Source organism: Flavobacterium luteolum (assembly GCF_027111275.1).
GTDB lineage: Bacteria > Bacteroidota > Bacteroidia > Flavobacteriales > Flavobacteriaceae > Flavobacterium > Flavobacterium luteolum.
In genome coordinates this window covers 2,962,561-2,988,845 of record NZ_CP114286.1, presented here as the reverse complement: position 1 = coordinate 2,988,845, position 26,285 = coordinate 2,962,561, and the positions used below count along the sequence as shown (strand labels likewise).

Below are 26,285 nucleotides of genomic sequence, written 5' to 3'. Positions count from 1 at the left end.
TAACTAATACTGATTTGAATTCATTAACTTAAAAGAAAACCCAAAACTATTTATTTATGAAAACAAAATTTTTATTAATTGGAACATGTATAATTACATTGTCTTTTTTCATTAGCTGTAATTCTGATGAAAAAACAAATGACGGATCATCAGCTACGATTACGAATGACGAAATTATAGCTAATTCTAAAATCGATGCCTCTGTAGAGGATGTTACTAATATTGCCGAAGATCAATTTAGCTCTCAGCTCAATGTAAATTCAAAACCAGGCGGACCTATAAAAAACTATCTTCCGAGCTGTGCCACAATTACAACTGTTTTAACCAATAATACTTGGACAAAAACAGTAGATTTTGGTGCTGAAGGATGTACTTTGAATAACGGTAATACAGTAAAAGGAAAAATGGTCGTTTCTTTTTCGAATGATTTTACTTCTTCCACACAAACGATCAGTTACACTTTTGAAGGATTTTATCATAATGGCAAAAAAATTCAGGGAAGCAAAAGTATTGTCAGAACAATTAAAGAAACCAATTTATTGGTAACGCCGCACCCCGTATCAACAGCGGCTATAGATTTAACGATTACTTTTGATGACGGAAAGGTTTATGCTAGAAAAGGAACTCTGATAAAAGAAATGACTTCTGGCTATGACACATGGTTTGATTGGGATGATAATGTATTTGTTGTTACTGGAAGTGGTTCTACTACTTTCCCTAACGGCGATACTTTCTCGGCCGAAATTACAACTCCATTAGAGTTTGATGCATCTTGCAGAAAATCTTTTGCCGTAAAAGGAATTGTTTCTATTACTAAAAATGGCGCTTCGGCAACTATAGATTATGGAAATGGAGAATGCGATACTCTTGCCAAAGTAACAAAAGATGGTGTTACTGAAGAAGTTGATTTGAAAAAATAAGTATCCTTTTTGCCCAAGAAAAAAGCATTAAAAACAAGAATTATTTCTCGTTTTTAATGCTTTTTTTATTTTGTTTATGTTCAAATATCCCGAAGGGACATATTCATCATTGTCAATATTTTTTTTATACCGACCAGATACTTCTAATGGAATATTTATTCTGCTTCTTTGTTGGCCAATTGTCCACAAGCAGCGTCGATGTCTTTTCCTCGACTTCTTCTCACTTTTACAACTACCCCGATATTTTCTAAAGCTTTTATGTAAGCCATAATCGATTCTTCAGAAGCTTGTTGGAATTCGCCATCATCAATCGGATTATATTCAATCAAATTGACTTTACACGGCACATATTTACAGAATTTAACCAAAGCATCAACTGAAGCTTTATCATCGTTAATTCCTTTCCAAACTACATACTCGTAAGATATTTTACTTTTTGTTTTTCTGTACCAATATTCTAATGCTTCTCGTAGATCTTTTAAAGGAAAGTTTTTACTAAAAGGCATAATGCGTGCACGTGTCTCATCTATCGCCGAGTGTAAAGAAACTGCCAATTTAAACTTCACATCGTCATCTGCCATTTTTTTGATCATTTTCGGAATTCCTGATGTCGAAACCATAATTCGTTTCGGAGACATTCCTAATCCCTCTTCAGAAGTAATCATGTCAATTGCTTTAATGACATTATTATAATTCATTAAAGGTTCTCCCATTCCCATGAAAACGATATTTGAAAGCGGATGATTGTAATACAGACGGCTTTCTTTATCTATAGCCAGAACTTGATCATAAATTTCTCCAGGTTCAAGATTACGCATTCTTTTTAATCTTGCCGTTGCACAGAAATTACAGTCTAAACTACAGCCAACCTGGCTAGATACGCAGGCGGTTGTTCTAGTTTCTGTCGGAATTAAAACAGATTCAACTACAAGTCCATCGTGAAGTCGCACAGCATTTTTTACAGTTCCATCACTACTTTTCTGCATTGTGTCAACCTTAATATGATTGATCACAAAATTGTTCTCAAGCATAGATCTTGTAGCTTTAGCTACATTTGTCATATCTTCAAAACTGTGTGCACCTTTGCTCCACAACCATTCATAAACCTGATTTCCACGAAAAGCTTTATCTCCATTTTCAACAAAAAAATCGCGAAGCTGTTCTTTTGATAAGGCTCGTATGTCTTTTTTCTCCATTTGCATGCTGCAAAGTTAATCACTTTTGTCATTTTTTTTTGGTTTTTACATTCATTCTTGGTTAAACCTCAAAAAAACAGCCTGAAAACCACTTTTATTTCCAATGTTTTCTAATAGTTACATTCTTACGCTTCTTTTTTTCTTGATTTTCCCTAAAAAAGTTGAGTCTAAAAAAAGAATCTGGCATTTCATCTGAAAAAACACAACAAACTAAAAAACAATCATTTACAAACATACATTCTTTTTAAAATTTTACAATCCCAGCAGCAATAAGGCTTTACAGTCTTTACTATACCACTTTAATAAAAATCTTGCCATGATTTTTATCATTTCGTCTTCTTCTCGCGCGCGATAATTTTGGTCTAAGAAATAAGGATAGCTTTTTATTCATGAACCACTAACTGAATTTTTAAGACTTCCTTGTTTAAATGATTAACCTATACTTTATCAACATGAAAACAATTCAATCCATTTTACTGACAGTAATTTTTACAACATTTTCATTGCATTCAAATGCACAAAGAATATATACTGTAAATGCAAATTCCACTTTTGAAGTAGCAGGAACATCTACAGTACACGATTGGGTAATGAAATCTACCGAAGGAACAGGAAGTGCCAGCTTAATAATTAAAGATTCTAAACTTGCTGGCATAAACAGTCTAACTGTTTCCTTATTGGCAGAAAGTTTAAAAAGCTACAAAGCGAGCATGGATAAAGTCGCTTATGAGGCGATGGATACTGAAACACATAAAAACATTGAATATGTTTTAAAATCTGCCGAAAAAATTGATGATACAACTTGGAACCTAACAGGAGTTTATACTATTGCCGGCGTAAGCAAAGAATATAAAACTCAGGTAAAAGTAACCGTGAATAAAGGAAGTTTCGTTCTGCAAGGTTCTAATCAGATAACTTTTGGCGATTTTGAAATGACACCTCCGAAAGCGGCTCTTGGAGTTGTAAAAGCAGGAAAAGATCTGACTGTAATCTTCAATATTATTCTGAGCTAAATCTTATTGCTAATGTTAAAGAATGCCTCTTTTTTAACTTTTTAGTAATTCAAAGTAAATGTTAAAAAATATCAATTTAATAAAATCAAAACCCATTTTTTGCTTTAGTAATCGATTCTCTTAAAAAAGAAAACGTTGTAGTTATTAAATACCTATTTAATAAAATTTTAACAATGATTTTTATCATATCCAAAGCTGATTTATAGAAAGATCTTTGATACAAGTTAAAACAACATTCTTAGTACTAAATAGAAACTGGCCGACTATTAACTTATTTTTTCACAATATAAACATGACAAAATGAAAACAAATACATTAAAACTTTTCGTCGCTATAACAGCATTTTTAGGAATCAGCTCATTCGCAACAGCGCAAAAATCATACACTTTAGATAGTAAATCAACTTTTTCTGTTGCTGGCACTTCTACCCTTCATGATTGGGAAATGAAATCGGCTTCTGGAACTGGAACGGCAACTTTAAACATTGCTAACGGAAAATTAACCGATATCGAAACTTTGAACGTAACTCTTTTGGCAGAAAGCGTTAAAAGTGAGAAAAAAAGCATGGATAAGGTGGCTTACGAAACTTTAAAAACAGACAAAAACAAAAACATTAAATATGTTCTTAAATCTGCTGAAAAAGTAAATGAAACAACTTGGGAATTAACTGGGACTTACACCATCGCAGGAGTTAGCAAAGTTTACAAAACTTCTGTAAAAACAACTGTTACAAAAGATGGATTAAATCTTCAGGGAAGCAACAAAATCACCTTTACAGATTTCGGAATGAAGTCTCCAACAGCAATGTTAGGAACAATAAAAACAGGTCAAGACCTTACTATAAAATTCAATTTAAACTTTAATTTATAAACGCCATGAAGAAAATTTATATTCTATTCGTCACATTAATCAGCACATTTGCTGTTCAGGCACAAGTCAGTTTTGGAAACATGCAAAATCAAATCTCTAGAGGAAAAGACGGTATCAACGTTTTCGACGTTCAAAAAGATAATAGAGAATTTAAAGGCCTTAGTATTGATCTTGGTGGTGCTTTCAACATGGATTTTCAAGCAACAAATTCATTCAACAACCAACCTGCTAACATTACAACTACAACTACTACAGCTACAGGAACTACCACCAGAACAATTTCAGGATATCGTTTAATGAATACTGAGAACAATTTTACTCTTCCTGCTGCTGATATGTATATTGGTGCTCAATTGTTTGATGGAGTAAGAGTGAATTTAGATGTTTATTTAGCTTCAAGACATCACAATGATTCTTATGTAAAAGGTGGATACTTACAAATTGACAAGTTAGATTTCATCAAAAAAGACTTCTTGGCTGATGTAATGAAATATGCTACAATTAAAATTGGACAAATGGAGAACAATTTTGGTGATGCTCACTTCAGAGGTTCTGATAATGGTAATACAATCAAAAATGCATTTGTTGGAAACAACATTATGTATTCTTTCACTACAGAAATGGGTATGGAGGTTTACTACAACAGAAATGGATTGGTAAGCATGTTAGGTGTTACAAATGGTAACTTAAATCAAAGTAATGAAGAAGTTTTTTACCCTACTGGACCTAATGCTAATACAACACATAGCCCTTCAATCTTAGCGAAACTTGGTTATGACAAACAGCTTAATGAAGATTTGAGAGTAAGATTAACAGGTTCTTATTACCATAATGCTAATCTTGGTAACGCAAACATATATTCTGCAAATAGATCAGGATTTGGTTATTGGGGCATATTGAATAATAATCCTTATAAAAATACGATTACTAAGACCGATGCTAGTGGTACTGTTATTTCTACAACTACTACCGATGTTGCAACTAGTTTCAGTAAAACATCTACTCCAGAGGCAACGTTCAATCCTAATTTCAAAAATTGGGCAACTACATACATGATTAACCCTTTTGTAAAATATAAAGGACTTGAATTCTTTGGAACAATCGAATTAGCTTCAGGAGGAGATAAAGCTGGTACTGACGATAAACGTACTGCTAATCAATATGCTTCAGAGCTTATTTACAGATTTGGAGGAACTGAACAATTCTATATCGGAGGGAAATACAATACAGTATCTGGAAAATTATCTAATGCCGATGCTAAAAAGGTGACCGTAGATAAATTTGAAGCTAGTGCTGGTTGGTTTATGACTAAAAACATTTTAGCTAAACTAAACTACGTTAATCAAAAATATAAAGATTACTCACAATTTACAGGAGATCCTGCTACAGGAAATCTAAACAACTTTTATGGTGGTAAGTTTGAAGGTATAGTATTCGAAGCAACAATTGCGTTCTAATATAAAAAAAATGAAAACGAGATTTCAAATATTAATAATGGGTTTAGCAATGTTCTTTTTTCTAGGAAGTGCTAAACCCACTTTTTTCGCAGAAGATAACACTGTGGTAATTAATAAAATTAAAATAGAAATCACAGGAATATCTACAGTTGGCAAATATAATTGCTCTAATACCTTTGCTACAAAGGATACTGTTTATGTAAACTCCGTTAAAAAAAACACTTTTAATACCGACATTAAAATGTCAAACTTTGATTGTGGCAATAAGATAATGACGAAAGATTTGCAAGGAACGGTAAAAGTCAAACAATTCCCAAATAGTACTGTCTCTATCAGCGACATAAAACCAATGGGGAAAAATTACAAATGCAGACTAAACTTTTTCATAACCGATAAAACTCTTAAATACAAAGATTTCATACTATACAACACTGATGATAAAATTCAAGGAACACTTAGTTTAAAATTCTCTGATATTGAAATGGAACCGCCAGTAAAAATGGCCGGATTGATTAAAGTAAAAGATGATATTGTAATTAATTTCAGTTTGTATAAAAACTAATTTTTTTTCATCTAAAAAAAATTAATGCCCAACAGCATAATTTCAAAATTTTGGCACAAGAATTGTCTAGCTCTTAAAAGAAAAATAATCTTACAAAGAGCTCAATCATTTTAAAATTTGTAATTTTATTTTCAGCCATTTAACCTTTAAGTTTTATCAACCTAAAAAAATGTAATTATGAAAAAACAAATTTTAAGTTTAGCTATTGTTGCCTTATTAGCATTTGCTGTTCAGTCATGCGAGAAAAAAGAAAACAAACCTGCAGAAGATGAATTAACACTAGGCAACAAAGTTGATTCTCTAACAACAGATATCAAAGAAGTAAAAGACAGTGCTGTAAGCAAAGCAGAAAGTGCCGCTACAAAAGCTAAAGACGCTACAGAAAATGCAGCAAATGATGTTGAAAACGCTGCAAAAAAAACAGCGACTGATGTAAAAGACGCTACTAAAAAAGGAGCTGAAAAAGTAGAAAATGCTGCGAAAGCTGCAAAAGACGGAACTGTAAAAACAGCAAAAGATGTAGATGCGGCTTTGAAAAAATAAACTTCATCTAAATCCTAACAGAAACCATTCGCAAAACGAATGGTTTTTTTATGCCCAGTCGCAAGCAGATATTTTTGTATTTTTGTCTTCAAATTACAAGATACTACAACATGCATTTTATATCTCAAGAACTAGAAGATTACATCGAACAGCATTCTGAAAACGAACCAGAATTGTTAGCAAAACTTAATAAAGAAACTTACCAAAAAATACTTTTGCCAAGAATGCTCAGCGGTCACTTTCAAGGCCGTGTTTTAAGCATGCTCTCAAAATTGATTCGTCCGGTTAATATTCTTGAAATTGGGACTTACACTGGCTACGCCGCATTGTGCTTATGCGAAGGAATGCAAGAAAACGGACAACTGCACACAATTGACATCAAAGAAGAATTAATTGATTTTCAGCGAAAATATTTTGATGCATCACCTTGGGGAGCACAAATTTTTCAGCATTTAGGTGAAGCAGTAAACATTATTCCTGATTTAGACTTAAAATTTGATTTAGTTTTTATTGATGCTGATAAAGAAAACTACTTGAAATATTGGGAAATGATTGTACCTAAAATGAATAAGGGCGGAATCATTTTATCGGATAATGTTCTATGGAGCGGAAAAATCCTTGAACCAGTTCATCCTAATGATATTAGCACAAAAGTCCTTTTAGAATACAATCAACTTTTGAAAGATGATCCGAGAGTAGAGACGGTTTTATTACCAATTCGCGATGGATTGACGGTTTCGAGGGTATTGTAATTTTTTGAGCCTCTAAGGTTCTGAGATGCTAAGGTTCTAAGTTTTTTTTAAAGATGCTAAAACGCTAAGGTTCTGAGATTCTAAGTTTTTAAACTAAAAATATACTATGAGGTTTCCTCCAACTTTAGCTAGAGGAACATAATTTAAAATGAAAGGCTTTAGCCAAATTAAGTAATCTTAATTTAGCTAAAGCCTTTTTATTTGTTGCTCATAAAAAAAACCTCCAGCTAAAACTGGAGGCAATTGATATATAAACCTTAGTATCTTAGCATCTCAGAACCTTAGCACCTTTAAAAAGAACTATCCTGGAAAATACTGTGGCTTTAACTTTCTATAAACTAAATAAAGTAAAAATCCGAAAAGTGCCCCAAAGAAATAGCCCGTAAGAATATCACCCGGAAAATGCAATCCTAAATAAATTCGGCTATAAGCAAAAATTAAAGGCCATAGAAATAAGAATCCGAAATATTTGAAATAGCGTTTTAAAATCAAAAATAAGAAAGTCGCTACCGCCATTGTGTTGGCAGCATGTCCAGAGAAAAAGCTATAGGATTGTCTAACTTGCACAACTCTAATAATAGTGTTTACTTCAGGATCATTACATGGTCGCAAACGCTGAAAAGTATGTTTGAATAAGTTGCAGGTTTGATCTGTAAAAGCAATTAAAACGGCTATAAAAAGCAACAGATATAGGGTTTGTTTTCCTCCTATTTTTTTATAAATAAGATAGAATAGCAACAAGAAAAATGGCGTCCAATACAATTGATTGGTAATAATAAGCCATAATTTATCGTATGTTTCAGAACCTAGTCCGTTAAGATAGATTAAAAGATCTTTATCTAATTCCTGTATTTTTTCGAGCATTACATTTGGCGTTTAATAGGTCCAGAAAGAGTATCAATATCTTCTTTTACTTTTTCGATTTCAGTAGCAGTATCTCCCAAAAGATTCCCTGTATCTCCAAGTAAATTCGATTTTGCGTTATTAATTTCTGCATTGATATTGCCCGTAATATCAGTTAGAGATTTAGCATCAAGACCATTAGCCTCTGCTCCTTTCTGAATTTCACTTTTAATATCATTAGTTGCATTTTTTAACTGAGCCATAGCTTTTCCCATTGTACGCGCAATTTCCGGCACTTTATCTGAGCCGAAAAGCATTAATACTATAAACAATATGAAAACTAATTCTCCTCCTCCTATACCAAACATAACTTTTACTTTTGTTGTCGCAAAGATATTAAATTTTGCAGCTTAGAGTTTTAAAATTAACTTAAAAAGTCCTTGAAAATACATTTAATTAAAAGAAAAAAGCCCATCAAGCTTTTATGAACCTGATGAGCTTTTTATTCATTTTTTAATTTATTTAGTCAAATTTTGACTTCGTTTCTACTTTTGGCCAAGAGTTATTAGTCACATCAATATCTGCTGTTAACAATTGCGGATCAATTTGAATACTCTTAATTGCTTTTGTTGTAGCGTATACTTTCTTAGCTGTTTCGTTACTTTTTCTCCAGATTTGAGCAGGATATTTGTAATTATCTTTAGAACCATCTTCATAAGTAATTTCAACTAAAATAGGCATAATCATTCCGCCCGGTTTGTTGAATTCTACTTCGTAGAAATACTTTGGAGATTTGATACTCGCTTTTTCTTCAGCTGTAAAAGTCTGATCTACATAATCTGCCAAAGGTTTAAAATCTTCTACTTTTAAAGCTTTTTTCTTAGAATCGCTTACTTCTGCATTATCTCCAGAAACTAAGTAAACAAAAGGTCCTTTTTCGAATCCAAAACGTCCTTTTCTAACTTTTACATCTTTAATGTCTGCAGTTGGAGTATCTGAAACGTAATATTGTTTTACCTCTTTAATTCCGATATCTACAAAATCAGTTGAATAAAACCATCCTCTCCAGAACCAGTCTAAATCGACAGCCGAAGCATCTTCCATAGTTCTAAAGAAATCTTCTGGAGTTGGATGTTTAAACTTCCATCTGTTTGCGTAAGTTTTGAATGCGTGATCAAATAATTCTCTTCCCATTACTACTTCTCTTAAAATATTAAGACCTGTAGCTGGTTTTCCGTAAGCATTGTTTCCAAACTGGTGAATTGTTTCAGAGTTTGACATAATTGGCTCTAAAAACTTTTGATCTCCGCTCATGTAAGGAACAATATTTTTTGCTGGCCCTCTTCTTGACGGGAAATTTGGATCTAATTCCTGCTCTGCTAAATATTCTAAAAACGAATTTAAACCTTCATCCATCCAAGTCCATTGACGCTCATCTGAATTTACAATCATTGGAAAGAAGTTGTGTCCTACTTCGTGAATAACCACACCAATCATTCCATTTTTCACTTCTTTGCTAGTCACTCCATTTTCGTCAGGACGTCCGTAATTCCAGCAAATCATTGGATATTCCATTCCTTGATCTTCTGCAGAAACAGAAACCGCTTTTGGATAAGGATAATCAAAAGTATGCGCAGAATAGCTTTTTAAAGTATGAGCAACTGTCATTGTAGAAGTTTCTCCCCAAAGCGGATTTGCTTCTTTTGGATAAACAGATTCTGCCATTACCACTTTGTTATTCAATTTTACAGCCATTGCATCGTAAATGAATTTTCTTGAAGAAGCAATTCCAAAATCACGAACATTTTTAGCACTGAATTTCCAAGTTTTTTTCTTGTCAGAAAAACCTTTTTCAGCAGCTTCTGCTTCTGCCTGCGTTACAATAACTACAGGTTTATCAAATGATTTTTGTGCTTGCTCGTATCTTTTTACCTGTTCAGCTGTAAATACTTCGCTTCTATTCATTAATTCCCCAGTCGCGTCAATCACGTGATCTGCAGGAACTGTAATGTTTACATCAAAGTTTCCGAAAGGAAGAGCAAACTCTCCGCTTCCCCAGAATTGCATATTCTGCCATCCTTCAACGTCATTATAAACCGCCATTCTTGGATAGAATTGTGCAATTACATATAATTTATTACCGTCTTTCTCAAATAATTCGTATCCTGAACGACCGCCTTCTTTTCTATAATTATTGATATTGTACCACCATTTAATAGAGAATGAAATTTTTTCTCCTGGTTTTAATGGTGAAGTCAAATTAATACGCATCATGGTTTCGTTGATTGTATAAGACATTGAGCTTCCTTTAGCATCTTTAACTTGCTCAATATTAAAACCGCGCTCTAAATCTTTTTTCAAATATTTAGAAGAAAAACCATCAAGTGGCAAAACTTGACTAATCTTATCACTTTCTGCTAATGAAGTCTGCGTATTTGCTTTTGCCTGATTTTGATCTAACTGAACCCATAAATACTCCAAACTATCTGGTGAATTATTTGTATAGGTAATGGTTTCTGATCCGCTTAATTTTGAATTTTTATCATCTAATTCAACATCAATTTTGTAATCTGCTTGCTGTTGATAGTAAGCTGGCCCAGGTGCTCCAGAAGCCGTACGAAACATATTTGGAGTTGCCAACAAATCGTACATCTGGCTAAACTTGTTGGTATCGTACTTTCCCTGTTGTTTAGTAGGTGTGGTTGTTGCTTTGTCCTGTGCTACTAATATTGCAGGAAAAAGTAATAATAATGAAAGTTTTTTCATAAAATTTTAATGGTAATTTCTTTAGGCTGTGAAAATAGTAATTAAAACATTAATTTTGCCAATACATTAATATTTTAACAATTCTTTCCTTGAAGATTCTGTAAAAAGAACACTCCTTTTAGTGTCAAATGCTGAAATATGTGTAATGTTTTGCTGCTCTGAATTCCAATCGACTAAAATAGTATTTGAAATCTCAAGCGTTTTAAATTTATCTATATCCTTAATTCTGGAATAACAAACCAAAACATCATCTGCTTCAACTTCTTTAGATAAAAAAGTTATCACTTTTGATTGCCCATTTACTTTAATCAGAAAGTGTTCTGATAAATATTTTTTCAATAATTCAACATCTGCCGGAGTTTCTTTGCTCGTACCAACAAATGTCTTTTTGTGATACTTTTTTTCCATTGCATTATTCAAATCATCAATAAAAATGCGGGAAGTAATTTGCAGCATTTTCTTTTCTGCCGCATAATTTACCTGAAAAACACCAACATAAAATTTATGAAAAGCAAATGCTGAAGACAATACAAATAAAACTCCCAGCAAAGGGAAAACTAATTTTTTTTTCATTTTTGATTAGCCTCGGCTTTCTTAAACTCTTTATTCTTATTAATCATAAAATCCATTAACTGAAACTTCTGATCTGGATCTACCATTTCTTTAGAATGTGGATCGTTTGAGCAATACATCAAGAAAAGCTCCACTTCGTCATCTTTAAGATTAAGTGTTTTAGAATAAAAATCTTTTGTAAAATTATCTTTAGCATATTCTACAAAAGCAATATCAGTAATTTCTTCTTCTCTTACTTCGTCTTTTTTACTTAAAAGTTTTTTGACGTCTTTAAAGATTCGAACAAAATCGGTTCCATATTTTATGGTCTGATCAGAAAGCATGGCATTATTTTTCGCAACAGACTGATTGTCGTCTTCAAACTGCATGTCCACATATTTCTGAGAACCGCCCTGTAGCGCTTTTACCTTTAATTCTTTATGAACCACAACTTCTTTAAGCTGATTATTAACCAAATCCAGCTTTACCTTTAAAAGAACCTCATCACAATCTTTTTCTGTTAAAACAACTTTTTTTGATTGAAATGTCAAGCCAGAGAATAGTAAAGTATCTTTTGGCTGCGCAACAATATCAAACAAACCACCAGAACCAATAAATGTCCTAGTATTAGCATTAATATTCATTACATAACCACTTTCTATGGCTAAAAAATCATTGATAACCTGACCGTGTAATGGTTTCCTAAAACCGTTTTGTCCTACTACAAATTGACAAAATAAGCAGACAACGAGTACTCCTAATTTATTTTTCATTTTCGAGAATTGTTAGATATTTTCTTGCTAGTTCTGTAATTAAAAACATACTCATTGTTTTGTTTTTAGTATTCAAAGATACAGCAAAATCGGCATCATCTACACAAAATAATTGAAATCCTTTTATATAATCTACAGGAATTTTCAATCTATCTGTATAATAATTCTCTTCAAAAAGATACTCAAGCTTTCTAAAAAGCATTTCTTTTTTCTCTACTTTCACTTCTTTTTTCAGCATTGCAGTTCGTCCCGAAATTGCATTTAAAAGCTTATCTACTGATGTTGAAGTTGCTGTATAAACCTTTCGTTCTGCTGGTGTGTATTTTTTTTGTCCGTATGGAATAATTCCTAAATTTTCGGCAGTTATATTCGCATTTTCATTTACAACAACCTCTTTCAACTCAACCTCTTTGACTTCCATTTTTACGACTAATGTATTCGGATATAAATCTTCTGCTGTAATTCTACGCTTTTGCGGTTCTAGATTTACTGCAGAAAAAACTAAAACATCACCTTCTTTAGCCATCAGTAAAAAATTACCTTCAGAATCAGAAACTGTTGCCGCTTGAGTTGTATTATTTATAATATTAACCCCTTCAATCGGAGTAGAGTGCTCTACCACTTTTCCAACCAATTGTCTGAGATCATTTTTTTGTCCAAACGTAAATTGAACAAAAAGCAAAAGAATATTTATTAATATGATTTTATTTATTTTCACTAGCAATCATTTCTTTATATTTCACAGCTAATTCTCCTAAAAGGAATTCCGTCGAAGTTTTATTTTTAGAATTTAAAATAACCGTAAACTTCTCATTTTCGATAGCATAATATTCAAACCCTTTGACATAATCTGCTGGAATCTTTAATCGGTCAACAAAGTGCTCCAAACTAAACATATTCTCCAAAAGCCTCATAAAAAACTCCTTTTTCTCTACTGCAACTTCCTTTTTAAGCATAGCTGTTCTTCCCGAGAAAAAATTCAACAAAGGATCTGCAGAAATAGAACCTCCAGCCATAAGAGAACCTTCGGCCGTTGACCCGCTATTTGCCGTCGGATTTAATGCAGTTGCGGTCTGCAATTTACGCTCTGCTGCAGTATATTTCTTTTGTCCAGAAGGAATTATACCTAAATTTTCAGCATTAATATTATCATATCGTTTAATCACAACTTCTTGCAATTGATACATAATCATACTAAGATTGACAGAAAAATTCAGATTTGAAAAATCCTCTTGTTTCAGTAAAACTCTTTTTTCTTTAAAACTTATCGAAGAAAAAACCAGAACATCATCTGGTTTTGCAGAAATCGAAAAAGACCCCAAAGCATTTGTTGTCACAGTTTCTTCTGTTTGCGCATTAATTACATGAATCCCTTCTAAATCTGAAGTATTTGAAACCACTTTACCGTTAAAAATAGAGCGATCCTGACTTTGTGACCAGCAAGCCTGCCCTACTACAATAATTAAAAAACAAGTAATTTTCCGAAACAAAATAAAATAATTTAAAAACATTCTTAAAACGGTAAAAATATCCTAAGTCATTCCAAATTTAATATTAATGACTTGGTAAAAATTTGTTAATTAAAACATTAATAATTCACACAAAAACAGAGATTTTAATATCTTTAACAAACAAATTTTGACTCTAAAAATCATGAAAAGCATTATCATTGCAAGCACTTCTACTTTACACGGAGGCAACTACTTAGGATATATTTTACCTACTTTAAAAACACATTTTAAAAATTGTAAAACAATCTTATTTATTCCCTATGCGCGTCCTGGCGGTATTTCGCATGACGAGTATACAAAAAAAGCAGCAGAAGCTTTTAATACAATCAATATCAATGTTAAAGGAATTCATGAATTTGAAAATCCACAAGACGCTGTAAAAAATGCGGAAGGAATCTTCACAGGCGGAGGAAACACTTTTTTATTAGTTACTCAACTTTATAAAAACAACATTATGCAGCTCCTATCTGAAACTGTAAAAAGAGGCACTCCTTATCTAGGTTCCAGCGCAGGAAGCAATATCTGCGGCTTATCAATGCAGACCACTAATGATATGCCTATTATTTACCCCCCAAGTTTTCAGACATTGGGATTAATCCCTTTCAACTTAAATCCGCATTATCTGGATGCCGATTTACAATCTAAACACATGGGAGAGACCCGCGAAACAAGAATTAAAGAATTTCATGCATTTAATTCGATTCCTGTTTTAGGTTTAAGAGAAGGAAGCTGGCTAGAAGTAAAAGGTGAAAAAATCACTTTAAAAGGAGATTTGTCTGCCCGTTTGTTCAAACAAAATGAGATTCCAACGGAATTAGAAACAGAAAGCGACTTAAGCAATCTAAAATAATTTTAAAACCATATAAGTCATATAAGTTTATTAAAACCTAAGCTCAAAAACTTACCTCAACTTAAATCACTTATACGGTTTTAAAAAGAATAGAAAACAAAAAAGCCTCAAACATTGTTTGAGGCTTTTGAAGAGCGAAAGACGAGGCTCGAACTCGCGACAACCAGCTTGGAAGGCTGGAGCTCTACCAACTGAGCTACTTTCGCATTAACCGGGTGCAAACTTAAAAAATTTAATTTTTAAAACAAAATAAAAATCAAAAAATTTATTTTTACATAAGTAAAACGTGTTTACTTTTAGAGCGAAAGACGAGGCTCGAACTCGCGACAACCAGCTTGGAAGGCTGGAGCTCTACCAACTGAGCTACTTTCGCATTGGTTGTGCAAATATAGAAAGAAAGTTCAGTTCAAAACAAGCTTTTAGGCAAAAAAAATCAATAAAAATCAACATTTTTTTATAACTTATTTAAAATTAAAAAGTTATAAAAGCAATATTTTTTCAAAAAATCATGATTACAATTAAAGAAATTCCATCAAATGAAACTTATGTCGTTCGTCAACCTGTTTTAAGAAAAGGAAAACCCATAGAAAGTTGCGTCTTTGAAGGCGATGATTTAGAATCAACACATCATTTTGGTCTATTTGAAGATAAAAATTTAACAGGAATTATTTCGTTATTTGAAAAAATCAATCCTATATTTGCCGCTCAAAATCAAGCTCAGATTCGAGGGATGGCTGTTTTAGAAACACATCAGAAAAAAGGACTTGGAGAGGCTTTGGTAAGGCATTGTGAAGCTTATTGTACTGAAAACCAAATAGAATTAATTTGGTTCAATGCCAGAACTGCCGCTGTCGGATTTTATCAAAAAATGAGCTATCAACCACTAGGCGAAGCATTTGAGATAAAAGATGTTGGCGAACATTATTTGATGTTTAAAAAATTATAAAATGAAAATATTTTACTCTTTAGTAGTAATCTGCCTTTTAGTGGGCTGCAAAAAAGAAAGCCCAGAACCCGCACCTATTATCAAAAAAAAGGCGCCGGCAATTATACTTACTGACGAGAGAACTGTCGAAATAGACACCGCATTAATAGGAACTTTTAAAAGCGAAACCTTAAAGCAATTTTACATTGCATCTGAAAATCAAACTATATGGGGGAATCTTAAAAAAAGAACTTTTGTTTTAACGCAATTAGAAAAATCAGAAGAATTAGGTTTAGAACCCGAAGATTACAAGATATCTCAGCTAAAAAAATTCGAAAGCAAAGTCGCTTCGCTTAGCGATAAAGACTTGGCTACGTATGATATTTTACTGACTTATAATTTCGGAAAATATATTAATCATATATACAAAGGAAAGTTAGACCCTAAAAAACTGTATACTAATTGGGATTTAGACGCAAAGGAATTTGACGTAAATTCTGTTTTAATTAAAGGCTTCAATAAAAATAAATTAGATAGCATTGTAGAAAACATTCAGCCTAAAACACAAACATACAAAGAGCTATTAAAAGCACTGGAAATCATCAATACTTTTCCAGATGATAATGTAAAAACTATTGAGTCTGTCGATAAAATTGTTTTAAATGATACTAATCCTGCTTTAATAAATATTAAAAAAAGACTTTTGTATTGGAATGATATGTCTGGAAAAGATAGTCTGACACAGATTTACAATCAGAAAACTTTTGAAGCCGTTAAAAGATTTCAGGAAAGACACGGTTTGGCTTCGGATGGAGTCATTGGAGTAGGAACCATTCGTGCCTTAAACTATTCAAAAGAAAGCAGAAAAAAACAGATAATTGCTAATTTGGAGCGTTGGAGATGGTATCCGTCAGAATTGGCCGAAAACTATTTTATTATCAATATTCCAGATTACAGTTTGAATGTTGTCGAAAATCAAGACACAACTTTAGTTAGAAATGTTGTTGTTGGAACCAGTAAAAGAAGAACACCTATTATTACTTCGTTTTTAAAAACGGTTGTTTTTAATCCGACTTGGACCGTTCCTCCAACAATCTTGAAAGAAGATGTAGTTCCAGCAATGAAAAGAAACAGAAATTATCTCGCTAATAAAAATATAACAATTTATGACACTTCTGGAAATGTAGTAAATCCGATGTCATGGAATGAAAACAAGCCAAACAATTATCGTTATGTACAAAGTCCTGGCTATGATAATTCATTAGGATTGATGAAAATTTTATTTCCAAATCACCATAGCGTTTATCTGCACGACACGAATCATCGTAATATTTTTGGACGAAACAACCGCTCTATGAGTTCTGGATGCGTACGCGTTGAAAATCCGATAGAACTTGCACAACACATTTTGGATGTTGACGGAAACTGGCCTCAAGACAGAATTGACACCATTATTGCCAGCAAAAAAACCATGAGCTTCAAAATCGCTAAAAAATACGCTCTTTACCAATGGTATTGGACAGCATGGAGCAAAAAAAATCAGCTCCTTTTTAGAGCTGATATTTATGATTTAGATTCGGATTTATATGCGCAATTAAGAAATTAGCCTCTCCTCCATCGCGAAACTTCTCGACGGGTGATAAATATATAAACACGATTTATCTTTTATTAATTGAATAATTTCGTTTGTCAATTCAACTGGAACCGCTGGACAGCCTTGGCTTCTGCCTAATCTTTTATGGTTTCTGATGAAAGATTCAGATACATAATCTGCACCATGCATTACAACGCCTCTTTCGCGAGCATTGTCATTGACACCATCTTCTAAACCATCTAAACGCAAAGAAGCGCCATGTTTTCCTTGGTATATTTCGCCTGTTGAATAAAACCCTAAACTGCTTTTAAATGACGAATTAAGATTTGAAAATGTTGAAGCAAATTCTTCTCCAGTATTTCTTCCGTGAGCAACAAGCGAATTAAACAAAATGGTATTGCTAGCCAAATCAATCACCCACAAACGTTTTGTGTTCGATGACAAACTGAAATCAATCAGTGTTAAGATATCTTTCTTAATTACTCCTCTTTCTTTCAACAAATAAAATCCTTTTAAAGCTTCCGAGAAAGTTTTAAGCTCAGGCATTTTAAAGTTGTTAGAATTTAATGAATTATAAACGCTCTCGATTTTAGAATCTACTGTGACTTTTTCGACTTTGGCAATCGCTTTTACAGTGGCATTTTTCTTAAGGTCGGGTGTGTTTTTTGAATCTTTTCCAAAAGACAATAGCAAAAACACAAATAACGGATAAATTTTGTAAATCATTGAATTTCTTTAGGTTAAACAAAAATTTGGGTATCGCAAAAATATAAAAAAATCATACCGTGCAAAATACAAGCCTGATTTTCAAGGCTTTTTTGCTTAAACTTTAACATTATTAACATAAAAACGTTTTTTCTTTAAGATAAAATCTTACAGAAAAAATCATAACATTTTTATCCGTTTCTTAAAAAAAATGAAACAAAAATGAAAATCTTGAATTCAAAACATACAATGCAGCTAATTTTAAAGAAGTTATTAATATAATTTCAGGCATAATGTTTCAGATTATTAAACAATGATGCTTTAAAACAAGCCTTTTCTACCAGCATCAAAATACTTTATTGACTATAATGCTGTCAAAAATAAAGTCATAAAAAGAGCTTAGCGTGAATTAATTTTAAAAAATAAAGGCTTCTTCAATTAAATCAATATTTTTTTTTATTGTTCATTTTATTAAACATAAATGTAACATTCATCAGGTTTCAAACTTTAGAAATGCCTTATATTTGTAGAAAACAAAAATGCAATGAACAAAAAAGTTATCCTTATGATTTTAGATGGTTGGGGAAAATCTCCTGACCCTAAAGTATCTGCAATAGACAATGCAAATGTTCCTTTTATAAACAGTCTATACAAAAATTACCCAAGTGCACAGCTTAGAACTGACGGGTTAAATGTTGGTCTTCCAGAAGGACAAATGGGAAATAGTGAGGTTGGACACATGAATCTAGGTGCAGGAAGAATTGTATACCAAGATTTAGCCAAAATAAATTTAGCTGTAGAGCACAAAACTTTAGCAAAAGAGCAAGTTTTAATTGATGCTTTTAATTATGCTAAAGACAATAATAAAAAAGTACACTTTTTAGGATTAGTTTCAGATGGTGGTGTTCACTCACATACTTCACACCTTCGCGGATTAATCGATGCGTCTCAAGAATATGGTTTAGATCAGGTATATGTTCACGCTTTTACAGACGGACGTGACGTTGACCCAAAATCTGGTGCAAAATACATTCATGATCTTGAAGATTATATTAAAGATACTCCTGTAAAAATTGCTTCGATTGTTGGCCGCTACTATGCAATGGATCGTGACAAACGTTGGGAGCGTGTAAAATTGGCTTACGATCTTCTTGTTAACGGTGTTGGAACTCCATCAACAAATGCTGTTGCAAGTGTTCTTGCAAGCTATGAAAAAGACGTAACAGACGAATTTATCGAGCCTGTTGTTATTGTTGATGATAACGCAAAACCTCTTGCTACAATTGTTGAAGGTGATGTTGTAATCTTCTTTAACTTTAGAACGGACAGAGGACGTGAGCTTACTGAAGCGCTTTCTCAGCAAGATTTTCATGAGCAAAATATGCACAAACTAAACCTATATTATGTAACATTGACAAACTACGATGAAACGTACCAAAACGTAAAGGTAGTTTACAATAAAGACAATATTACTGAAACTCTTGGTGAGGTTTTAGAAAAAGCTGGCAAAAAACAAATCAGAATTGCGGAGACTGAGAAATATCCTCACGTAACTTTCTTCTTCTCTGGCGGAAGAGAAACTCCTTTTGAAGGTGAAGAGAGAATCTTAAGAAACTCCCCAAAAGTGGCTACTTACGATTTAAAACCAGAAATGAGCGCTTACGAGTTGGCAGATGCTCTTGTTCCTGAATTGAACAAAGGTGAAGTTGATTTTGTTTGCTTGAACTTCGCAAACGGAGATATGGTTGGGCACACTGGAATTATGGAAGCTGCAATTAAAGCTTGTGAAGCTGTTGACGCTTGCGCGAAAAAAGTAATCGAAGCCGCTCTTGCAAATGATTATACGACAATCGTAATTGCCGATCACGGAAACTGCGAAACTATGATTAATCCTGATGGATCTCCAAATACGGCTCACACTACAAACCCGGTGCCGATTATTTTGGTTGACAAAGAATTGAAAAACATTCAAAATGGTGTTTTAGGCGATATTGCTCCTACTATTTTAGAATTAATGGGAATTCAGCAACCAAATGCAATGACTTGTCATTCGCTTTTGTAATTTTCACCATATAAGTTATATAAGTTCATTAAACCGAACTAAAAAAAATCTCGCAAAGACGCAGAGACGCAAAGAAATTTATAAAACTTTGCGTCTCTGCGACTTTGCGAGAACTATTTTACACTAGAATGTAAAGCTTCAAAAAAAAATGTTTGAACTAACTTATATTCCTTATATGATTTCTATTTCCAGAAAGAAAACAGCCTCAATTTATATTTACCTATATAACTTATATGGTTTAAAAAACAAAATGATACAATTGCTCAACTCCATAAATTACAAGACCAATAACACCTCCAACCAAAGTTCCGTTAATTCGAATATATTGAAGATCTTTTCCAATTTCTAATTCTAATTTTTCGGAAACCTCTTTTCCATCCCAACTTTTTACAGTTGACGAAATCAAATCCCCTATTACTTTTTTGTTATTCAAAAGCATTGAAAGCAAATCATTTTTAATGAAACCGTTTATCTTGTTGATCATAACAGGATCTTCTTTAATTCCGTTTCCGAAAGTCTGGATTAAATTTGAAATGCTATTTTTTATTGAAGAATTATCACCTTTATTTAAATCGCTTGTAATGGACAATTTAATTTCATCCCAAATGCTATTAATATAATCTTGAACCTCTTTTTTCCCAACAAAACCCAAAATCATATCGTTGATTTTGGCTCTCATTTCTTCTGAGTTTTTTACTTTTTCTAAGAAATTAAAAATGTATTCGTCTATTTTTACGCGTACTGCGCTTTCAGGTTTTTTAGCTTCATTTAGAAAATCCTGCAAACCATTAAAAACACCCTCTGTAATGCTTTTATCAGCCAATCCGAAACTTAAAAGCGGGGTTGAAGCTTTAACTTTTTGCCTAATTAAATCCTTGTTGTTAGTCAATTCAGCACTCATTACTTCCAAAAGATTTGTCAGCATCTGATTTTTTAAATTTCCTTTTTGCAAAGGTTCTAATGCCAACGCTACCCAATCGCCAAAATTAATTCCTTCTATTTTTTCCTTAAACTGAACCTGAATAAATCTTCTGACATCTTCATCTTTTATAGTTCTTAAAATTCCAGGAATAATATTTATCGCAACTGCATTGGCAATTTTATTGGCGTTTTCTTGCTTAGAAAGCCAATCTGAAGCTTTGGTGGCAAAATTGAATTCGTCAAGTTTTATTTCCAATTTTTCTCGGTCTAAAAACTCCTCAGAAACAAAATTTCCAAGGTTCTCTCCTATTTCATTTTTCTTGGTCGGAATAATCGCTGTATGCCAAATCGGAATTCCCATAGGGTGACGAAAAAGCGCCACAACAGCAAACCAATCGGCGATTCCTCCAACCATAGCCGCCTCGCTAAAAGCTTGAAGTATTGGAATTTTGAAATAAATTGCAATTACAAACAGCAGCACAGCAACTCCTAAAAGCCCCAAAGCATTTTGCTTCATTTTCTTGAGAGCTTTTACTTTGGCAATATCTCGATCTATAATAGTTTCCATAATTATAAACATTTGTACTACTAATTTATGGCTTTTTTCTGAAAGGGTTTAACTCTATTGATCATTTTGATAGCCACAAATTCATATATATTCTTTTAAAATTAACCAATTCATTAGTGCAATACATTTTTAAAAATTTTGTTTTGAGATAATTCGTGAATTCGTGGCGAAAAATTTTAATTAAAAGTTGTATTTTTGCCAACTGAAAATGGAAAAAATATGATTATCCAAAAAACTAGAGAGGAAATCGAATTAATGCGCGAAAGTGCTTTAATCGTATCAAAAACATTAGGAATGATTGCTTCTGAAATTAAAGAAGGAGTTACTACATTATATCTTGACAAATTAGCCGAAGAATTTATTCGTGATCACGGAGCAGTTCCAAGTTTCCTTGGATTGTATGATTTCCCAAATTCACTTTGCATGAGTCCAAATGCTCAGGTTGTTCATGGTATTCCTAATAATACACCTCTAAAAAGCGGTGATGTAATTTCGGTTGACTGCGGAGCTTTTAAAAATGGTTTTCACGGAGACCACGCTTACAGCTTTGAAATTGGAGAAGTTGCACCTGAAGTTAAAAAACTTTTACGCGTAACTAAAGAATCTCTTTACGTTGGAATTAGAGAATTTAAAGCTGGAAATCGCGTTGAAGATGTTGGAAATGCGATTCAAAAATATACTGAAGCTCACGGTTACGGAGTTGTTCGTGAATTGGTTGGACATGGTGTTGGGCAAAAAATGCACGAAGAACCAGAAATGCCAAATTACGGAAAACGTGGTCGAGGAAAACTTTTTGTTGAAGGAATGGTTGTAGCAATCGAACCAATGATCAACATGGGAACTAGAAACATCAAACAACTTAAAGACGGCTGGACAATCTTGACTGCTGACGGAAAACCTAGCGCGCATTTCGAGCACGACGTAGCTTTAATTGATGGAAAACCTGAATTATTATCGACTTTCCAATATATCTACAAAGCTTTAGGAATCGAAAGCAACGAAGAAGACGAATTTAGACAAGTTCCATTAGTACTATAATACAACCCGAATCAGCCCTGTGAAAAAACTTTTCAAATTAGTTTTAAATACAATCCCGCGTCCAATATTAATTCGTTTGAGTTATGTGGCGCGTCCAATTTTAGCTTTCTCTTTAAAAGGAGATAAATTTACAGATCCAATTGACGGAAAAAGCTTTAAATCGTTTTTGCCTTACGGATACGGAAAACAGCGTAATAATGTGCTTTCACCAAGTACACTTTCTTTAGAGAGACACCGTTTGCTTTGGTTGTATTTAAACGATCAAACTGATTTTTTTACAGCACCGAAAAAAGTATTGCATTTTGCTCCAGAACAAGCTTTTTATAAAAGATTTCGCAAGCAGAAAAATTTAGATTACACAACAACTGACTTACTTTCGCCATTGGCCGATGTAAAAGCAGATATCTGTAATTTACCCTTCAAAGACAATGAATATGACGTTATTTTATGTAATCACGTTTTAGAGCATATTCCTGACGACACAAAAGCAATGCAGGAATTATTCAGAGTTTTAAAACCAGGCGGAATGGCAATTTTGCAGATTCCTCAGGATTTATCTCGCGAAGTTACTTTTGCCGATGATTCGATTACAGACCAAAAGGAACGCGCTAAAATCTTCGGCCAATACGATCACGTTCGTGTTTACGGACGCGATTATTTCGATAAATTAAGAAGTATTGGATTTATTGTTATCGAAGAAGACTACACTAACAAAATTGCACCAGAATTGGTTGAAAAATACTGTTTAGCAAAAGGCGAGATTATTCCGCTTTGCTTTAAACAGGAAAACTAATTTTTCACCATATAAGTTCATTTAATAAAGAGTTTTCAAAATATCAGATTTGAAAACTCTTTATTTTTTTGCCTAATTCCCAAAATATAAGCCTAACCAAATCCCTAAACCTTGGAACCTACAAAATCATTTCAGTTCTGTTTTGACATCAGTTTGGATAAAAATCTGAATACCTATATTCCAACTGCATACATTGTCGAGAATATTAGCGAAATCAAATATTTAGACAAAAAAGCAAGTCCCGATGTACTTGAAAGTTTCGGAATCACTTTTGACAATTTAGATTCTAACTCGAAAAGAATACTAACTGTTTGCGATTCTTTAAAACCTGAATTTATTTTTAAAAAATTTGGTGCTAAAATTAAATCAGCCAAAACAATTGCTGATTTGCAGAAAGATTCAAAAATTGAATTTGCGATTCGTCAGCATTTAAAATTCAATTTAAGTTCGTTTTACGATTTAATTGTAAAAGAACAATTTCCTTTGTCTTTAAACCTCGGACCTGAAAAAGATTTTTATCGTTCGAGAGTTAGCATTGATCCACTTGATTTTGAACCTCAAATTCAATTTGACAAACATGCCGAAGGAATTACTTACACCCTTTCTTTAAAAGAAAATGAAACCACTTTTTCTCCAATGGACAGCAAAGCAGAAATTCTTTTGGACGAACCAGGCTGGCTGATTATCAATAAAAAATTAGGACAATTAAAGGAGTTAAACTCGAAAAAACTAATGCCCTTTTTAAAGAAAAAGTCAATTGAAATACCATCAAAATTAGTTGATGATTACTTTAAAAGCTTTATTCCGCAAATAGCAAAAAAAATAGATATTGAAGCTACTGGTTTTGAGATTGAGCTTCGAGACAAAATCATTTCCTGTACGATTCAGCCTATTCACGATTTCTTCAAAAACTGTTATTATCTTAATCTTTATTTTGATTATAACGGATATTCATTTGATGCAAGCAAAACTAAAAAAACACATTCTTTTGTAGATTTTAGTGTTGCTAATGAACCTAAAATAATTCAATTTAAAAGAAATCCAGTCGAGAATTTATATACTGATAAATTAAATGAAATTGGTTTATCTAAAATCAAAAACGAATTATTTGGACTAAATTCAGAAGCGGAAAATACAGATCCTTTTATCAATATTCAGTTGATTATTGACCATAAAGAAGAGCTAAAAAGTTTAGGTTTTACCATCGAAAATCTAAAACTGGAAAGCAAAGAAATCATTACAGAAAACCATACTATTTCTGCTTCAAAAGAAACTACAGGCGATTGGTTTGACATTAAGATAATCATTACGGTTGGAAATTATAAAATCAATTTCAGTGAAATAATTCCGAATATAAAAAGCAAAGAAAGACTTTTTGCATTGCCCGACGGAAACTACTTTTTGATTCCGTTGGAATGGTTTAGCAAATATGGTTCTTTAGCGAAATTAGCCAAAACAGAAAACGGCGTTTTGCTTTTACGTAAAAGCAACTTTACTGCTCTTGACGGAATTTCGGAAATCGACAATGATTTGGATCAGATTCATCAAGCCGAATTTACAGCTTCAGAGTTAATAAAAGCAACTTTAAGACCTTATCAAGTTGATGGCGTAAAATGGCTTTTAGGTCATTTCAATTCCAATATGGGCGCATGTCTGGCCGATGATATGGGACTTGGAAAAACCTTGCAAACGTTATCCGTTTTGGTTTCTGTGCAGGAACAATTAGGTTTTACCACTAAAACCACCAATTTTGATTTGTTTGCTAACGAAACCACAATTGAAAGAGAACCGCTTAAGGCTTTAATCGTTCTGCCTTCCTCATTGGTTTTTAACTGGTTTAACGAAGCTGGAAAGTTTACACCTCACTTTTCTAAAATGCAATATGTCGGAAATGATCGAAAAATGTTAGCAAGCGGCATCAATTCAACCGATTTGATTTTCACAAGCTACAGCATCGTTCATCGAGATATTTCTATTTTAGAAAAATACGATTTCCGTTATTTAATTTTAGATGAAAGTCAGTACATCAAAAACAAAAATTCTAAGATTTTTAAAGCCATAAATAAAATAAGTACTGGACATAAAATTGCTTTGAGCGGAACGCCGATCGAAAATTCGCTTGACGATTTATGGTCGCAAATGCAATTTATCAATCCAGATATTTTAGGCAGTTATGCTTTCTTTATGGAGAATTTCAAAAATCCGATTGAAAAAAAACAAAATGAAGAAGTTCTCGCTGAATTAAAAAATCTTATCCAGCCTTATATCCTAAGAAGAACAAAAGAACAGGTTTTAAAAGATCTTCCTGAATTGACAGAGCAGATTTATTATTGCGACATGGATCCTGAACAGGAAAAATTATACGAAAAAGAAAAATCTAAAGCCCGTAATTTCTTGCTTAAAACCGACGGATCGAGTCCAGATAAAATAAACATCATCAATACTTTGATGAAGTTACGACAGCTGAGTAATCACCCAAAAATGGTCGATCAGGAATCTGAAGTTGATTCGGGAAAATATATAGCCGTAACCAATTATTTAGAAAATTTAGTAAAAGCAAAACAGAAAGTAATCATTTTCAGTTCGTTTGTTACCAATTTAAATTTTTATACTGATTGGTGTAAAGAAAACAAAATAGCTTTCTGTGAAATTACAGGCGAAACTCCATCAGACAAAAGAGAACAGCAGGTTAAAATGTTTCAGGAAAAGGAAAATTCATTACTGTTTTTTATTTCGCTTAAAGCGGGAGGTGTTGGTTTGAATATCACAAAAGCTTCTTACGTTTTATTCTTAGATCCTTGGTGGAATCCTTTTGCGGAAAAACAAGGTATTGGCCGAGCACATCGAATTGGTCAATTGAATAAAGTAAACGTGATTCGTTTTATCTCGAAAAATACAGTTGAAGAGAAAATCATCAAATTGCAGGAAAACAAAAAATTATTGTCAGATTCTCTTTTAGAAGAAAGTTATATTAATGATGAAATTGAAGGTAACTTAGAATATATTTTGGGTTCATAATCGTTAAATCCAATAGAATGGCATCTTTTTCGTTATATAAAATTGTTATATTT

Annotated in this window: 24 protein-coding genes and 2 tRNA genes; 14 read left to right on the top strand and 12 right to left on the bottom strand. The window is 32.8% G+C overall.

Features of this window, described 5'->3' with window-relative positions; genetic code table 11:
* The first annotated feature begins 56 nt into the window (after positions 1-56).
* Positions 57-920 carry a hypothetical protein gene (locus OZP10_RS12855; protein ID WP_281631249.1) on the top strand — a complete coding sequence of 288 codons (864 nt, stop codon included), beginning with the start codon at positions 57-59 and terminating at the stop codon, positions 918-920.
* 155 nt (positions 921-1,075) lie between these two features.
* Here the strand turns inward: OZP10_RS12855 and rlmN are convergent, their stop codons facing one another.
* Positions 1,076-2,122 carry a dual-specificity RNA methyltransferase RlmN gene (gene rlmN, locus OZP10_RS12850; RefSeq protein ID WP_177210825.1) on the bottom strand — a complete coding sequence of 349 codons (1,047 nt, stop codon included), beginning with the start codon at positions 2,120-2,122 and terminating at the stop codon, positions 1,076-1,078.
* Between the two features lie 446 nt (positions 2,123-2,568).
* Between rlmN and OZP10_RS12845 the strand changes: the two genes are divergently transcribed.
* The 6 genes from OZP10_RS12845 (at position 2,569) to OZP10_RS12820 (ending at position 7,313) form a co-directional block, all read left to right on the top strand.
* The gene (locus OZP10_RS12845) at positions 2,569-3,129 is read left to right on the top strand and encodes a YceI family protein (RefSeq protein WP_281631248.1); all 561 of its coding nucleotides are present in this window, start codon (positions 2,569-2,571) and stop codon (positions 3,127-3,129) included.
* Between the two features lie 300 nt (positions 3,130-3,429).
* Positions 3,430-3,999: a YceI family protein gene (locus OZP10_RS12840; RefSeq protein WP_281631247.1), complete on the top strand. Its 570-nt coding sequence runs from the start codon at positions 3,430-3,432 to the stop codon at positions 3,997-3,999.
* A 5-nt stretch (positions 4,000-4,004) separates the two neighbouring features.
* Positions 4,005-5,456 carry a hypothetical protein gene (locus tag OZP10_RS12835; protein ID WP_281631246.1) on the top strand — a complete coding sequence of 484 codons (1,452 nt, stop codon included), beginning with the start codon at positions 4,005-4,007 and terminating at the stop codon, positions 5,454-5,456.
* A 10-nt stretch (positions 5,457-5,466) separates the two neighbouring features.
* Positions 5,467-6,018 (top strand): hypothetical protein, encoded by a 552-nt coding sequence (locus tag OZP10_RS12830; RefSeq protein ID WP_281631245.1) that lies wholly within the window; start codon positions 5,467-5,469, stop codon positions 6,016-6,018.
* 177 nt (positions 6,019-6,195) lie between these two features.
* On the top strand, positions 6,196-6,561 hold the full coding sequence (locus tag OZP10_RS12825) for a hypothetical protein (protein WP_281631244.1): 366 nt from the start codon (positions 6,196-6,198) through the stop codon (positions 6,559-6,561).
* A 110-nt stretch (positions 6,562-6,671) separates the two neighbouring features.
* The gene (locus OZP10_RS12820) at positions 6,672-7,313 is read left to right on the top strand and encodes an O-methyltransferase (RefSeq protein ID WP_281631243.1); all 642 of its coding nucleotides are present in this window, start codon (positions 6,672-6,674) and stop codon (positions 7,311-7,313) included.
* A gap of 300 nt (positions 7,314-7,613) precedes the next feature.
* Here OZP10_RS12820 and OZP10_RS12815 read toward each other — a convergent pair whose 3' ends face one another.
* From OZP10_RS12815 to OZP10_RS12785, 7 genes are all read right to left on the bottom strand, one after another.
* Positions 7,614-8,177, bottom strand: coding sequence for a phosphatase PAP2 family protein (locus OZP10_RS12815; protein WP_281631242.1), 564 nt, complete (start codon positions 8,175-8,177; stop codon positions 7,614-7,616).
* Positions 8,177-8,524, bottom strand: a complete 348-nt coding sequence (locus OZP10_RS12810; RefSeq protein WP_281631241.1) for a Sec-independent protein translocase subunit TatA/TatB — start codon at positions 8,522-8,524, stop codon at positions 8,177-8,179. The genes OZP10_RS12815 and OZP10_RS12810 overlap by 1 nt, the downstream gene beginning before the upstream one ends.
* Before the next feature lie 154 nt (positions 8,525-8,678).
* A complete protein-coding gene (locus OZP10_RS12805; RefSeq protein ID WP_281631240.1) occupies positions 8,679-10,922 on the bottom strand; it encodes a M1 family metallopeptidase in 2,244 nt (747 codons plus the stop codon).
* A gap of 66 nt (positions 10,923-10,988) precedes the next feature.
* The gene (locus tag OZP10_RS12800; protein WP_177210834.1) at positions 10,989-11,495 is read right to left on the bottom strand and encodes a DUF6702 family protein; all 507 of its coding nucleotides are present in this window, start codon (positions 11,493-11,495) and stop codon (positions 10,989-10,991) included.
* On the bottom strand, positions 11,492-12,247 hold the full coding sequence (gene bamP / locus OZP10_RS12795) for a BamP family beta-barrel-assembly machinery protein (protein WP_281631239.1): 756 nt from the start codon (positions 12,245-12,247) through the stop codon (positions 11,492-11,494). Before bamP ends, OZP10_RS12800 begins: the two co-directional genes overlap by 4 nt.
* The gene (locus OZP10_RS12790; protein WP_281631238.1) at positions 12,237-12,965 is read right to left on the bottom strand and encodes a carboxypeptidase-like regulatory domain-containing protein; all 729 of its coding nucleotides are present in this window, start codon (positions 12,963-12,965) and stop codon (positions 12,237-12,239) included. Before OZP10_RS12790 ends, bamP begins: the two co-directional genes overlap by 11 nt.
* A complete protein-coding gene (locus OZP10_RS12785; protein WP_281631237.1) occupies positions 12,952-13,737 on the bottom strand; it encodes a carboxypeptidase-like regulatory domain-containing protein in 786 nt (261 codons plus the stop codon). The genes OZP10_RS12790 and OZP10_RS12785 overlap by 14 nt, the downstream gene beginning before the upstream one ends.
* 163 nt (positions 13,738-13,900) lie before the next feature.
* On the opposite strand from OZP10_RS12785, the gene pepE reads away from it, so the two are divergent.
* A complete protein-coding gene (pepE, locus tag OZP10_RS12780; RefSeq protein WP_281631236.1) occupies positions 13,901-14,608 on the top strand; it encodes a dipeptidase PepE in 708 nt (235 codons plus the stop codon).
* 133 nt (positions 14,609-14,741) lie between these two features.
* Here pepE and OZP10_RS12775 read toward each other — a convergent pair.
* A tRNA-Gly gene (locus OZP10_RS12775) sits at positions 14,742-14,814 on the bottom strand.
* 94 nt (positions 14,815-14,908) lie between these two features.
* Positions 14,909-14,981 (bottom strand) — tRNA-Gly (locus OZP10_RS12770).
* Positions 14,982-15,116: 135 nt separating this feature from the next.
* Between OZP10_RS12770 and OZP10_RS12765 the strand changes: the two genes are divergently transcribed.
* The gene (locus tag OZP10_RS12765) at positions 15,117-15,554 is read left to right on the top strand and encodes a GNAT family N-acetyltransferase (RefSeq protein WP_281631235.1); all 438 of its coding nucleotides are present in this window, start codon (positions 15,117-15,119) and stop codon (positions 15,552-15,554) included.
* 1 nt (position 15,555) lies between these two features.
* A complete protein-coding gene (locus OZP10_RS12760; RefSeq protein WP_281631234.1) occupies positions 15,556-17,139 on the top strand; it encodes a L,D-transpeptidase family protein in 1,584 nt (527 codons plus the stop codon).
* Here OZP10_RS12760 and OZP10_RS12755 read toward each other — a convergent pair.
* Complete coding sequence (locus tag OZP10_RS12755) at positions 17,128-17,853, bottom strand: murein L,D-transpeptidase catalytic domain family protein (RefSeq protein ID WP_281631233.1); 726 nt, start codon at positions 17,851-17,853, stop codon at positions 17,128-17,130. The two genes, OZP10_RS12760 and OZP10_RS12755, sit on opposite strands and share 12 nt — an antisense overlap.
* Positions 17,854-18,376: 523 nt before the next feature.
* Here OZP10_RS12755 and gpmI point away from each other — a divergent pair.
* The gene (gene gpmI / locus OZP10_RS12750; protein ID WP_177210842.1) at positions 18,377-19,894 is read left to right on the top strand and encodes a 2,3-bisphosphoglycerate-independent phosphoglycerate mutase; all 1,518 of its coding nucleotides are present in this window, start codon (positions 18,377-18,379) and stop codon (positions 19,892-19,894) included.
* A 238-nt stretch (positions 19,895-20,132) separates the two neighbouring features.
* Here gpmI and OZP10_RS12745 read toward each other — a convergent pair whose 3' ends face one another.
* The gene (locus OZP10_RS12745) at positions 20,133-21,383 is read right to left on the bottom strand and encodes a DUF445 domain-containing protein (protein WP_281631232.1); all 1,251 of its coding nucleotides are present in this window, start codon (positions 21,381-21,383) and stop codon (positions 20,133-20,135) included.
* A gap of 219 nt (positions 21,384-21,602) precedes the next feature.
* On the opposite strand from OZP10_RS12745, the gene map reads away from it, so the two are divergent.
* The 3 genes from map (at position 21,603) to OZP10_RS12730 (ending at position 26,232) form a co-directional block, all read left to right on the top strand.
* Positions 21,603-22,421 carry a type I methionyl aminopeptidase gene (map, locus tag OZP10_RS12740; protein ID WP_177210844.1) on the top strand — a complete coding sequence of 273 codons (819 nt, stop codon included), beginning with the start codon at positions 21,603-21,605 and terminating at the stop codon, positions 22,419-22,421.
* Between the two features lie 19 nt (positions 22,422-22,440).
* Positions 22,441-23,214 carry a class I SAM-dependent methyltransferase gene (locus OZP10_RS12735; protein ID WP_111376726.1) on the top strand — a complete coding sequence of 258 codons (774 nt, stop codon included), beginning with the start codon at positions 22,441-22,443 and terminating at the stop codon, positions 23,212-23,214.
* Positions 23,215-23,325: 111 nt separating this feature from the next.
* Positions 23,326-26,232: a DEAD/DEAH box helicase gene (locus OZP10_RS12730; protein ID WP_281631231.1), complete on the top strand. Its 2,907-nt coding sequence runs from the start codon at positions 23,326-23,328 to the stop codon at positions 26,230-26,232.
* Positions 26,233-26,285: the final 53 nt, after the last annotated feature.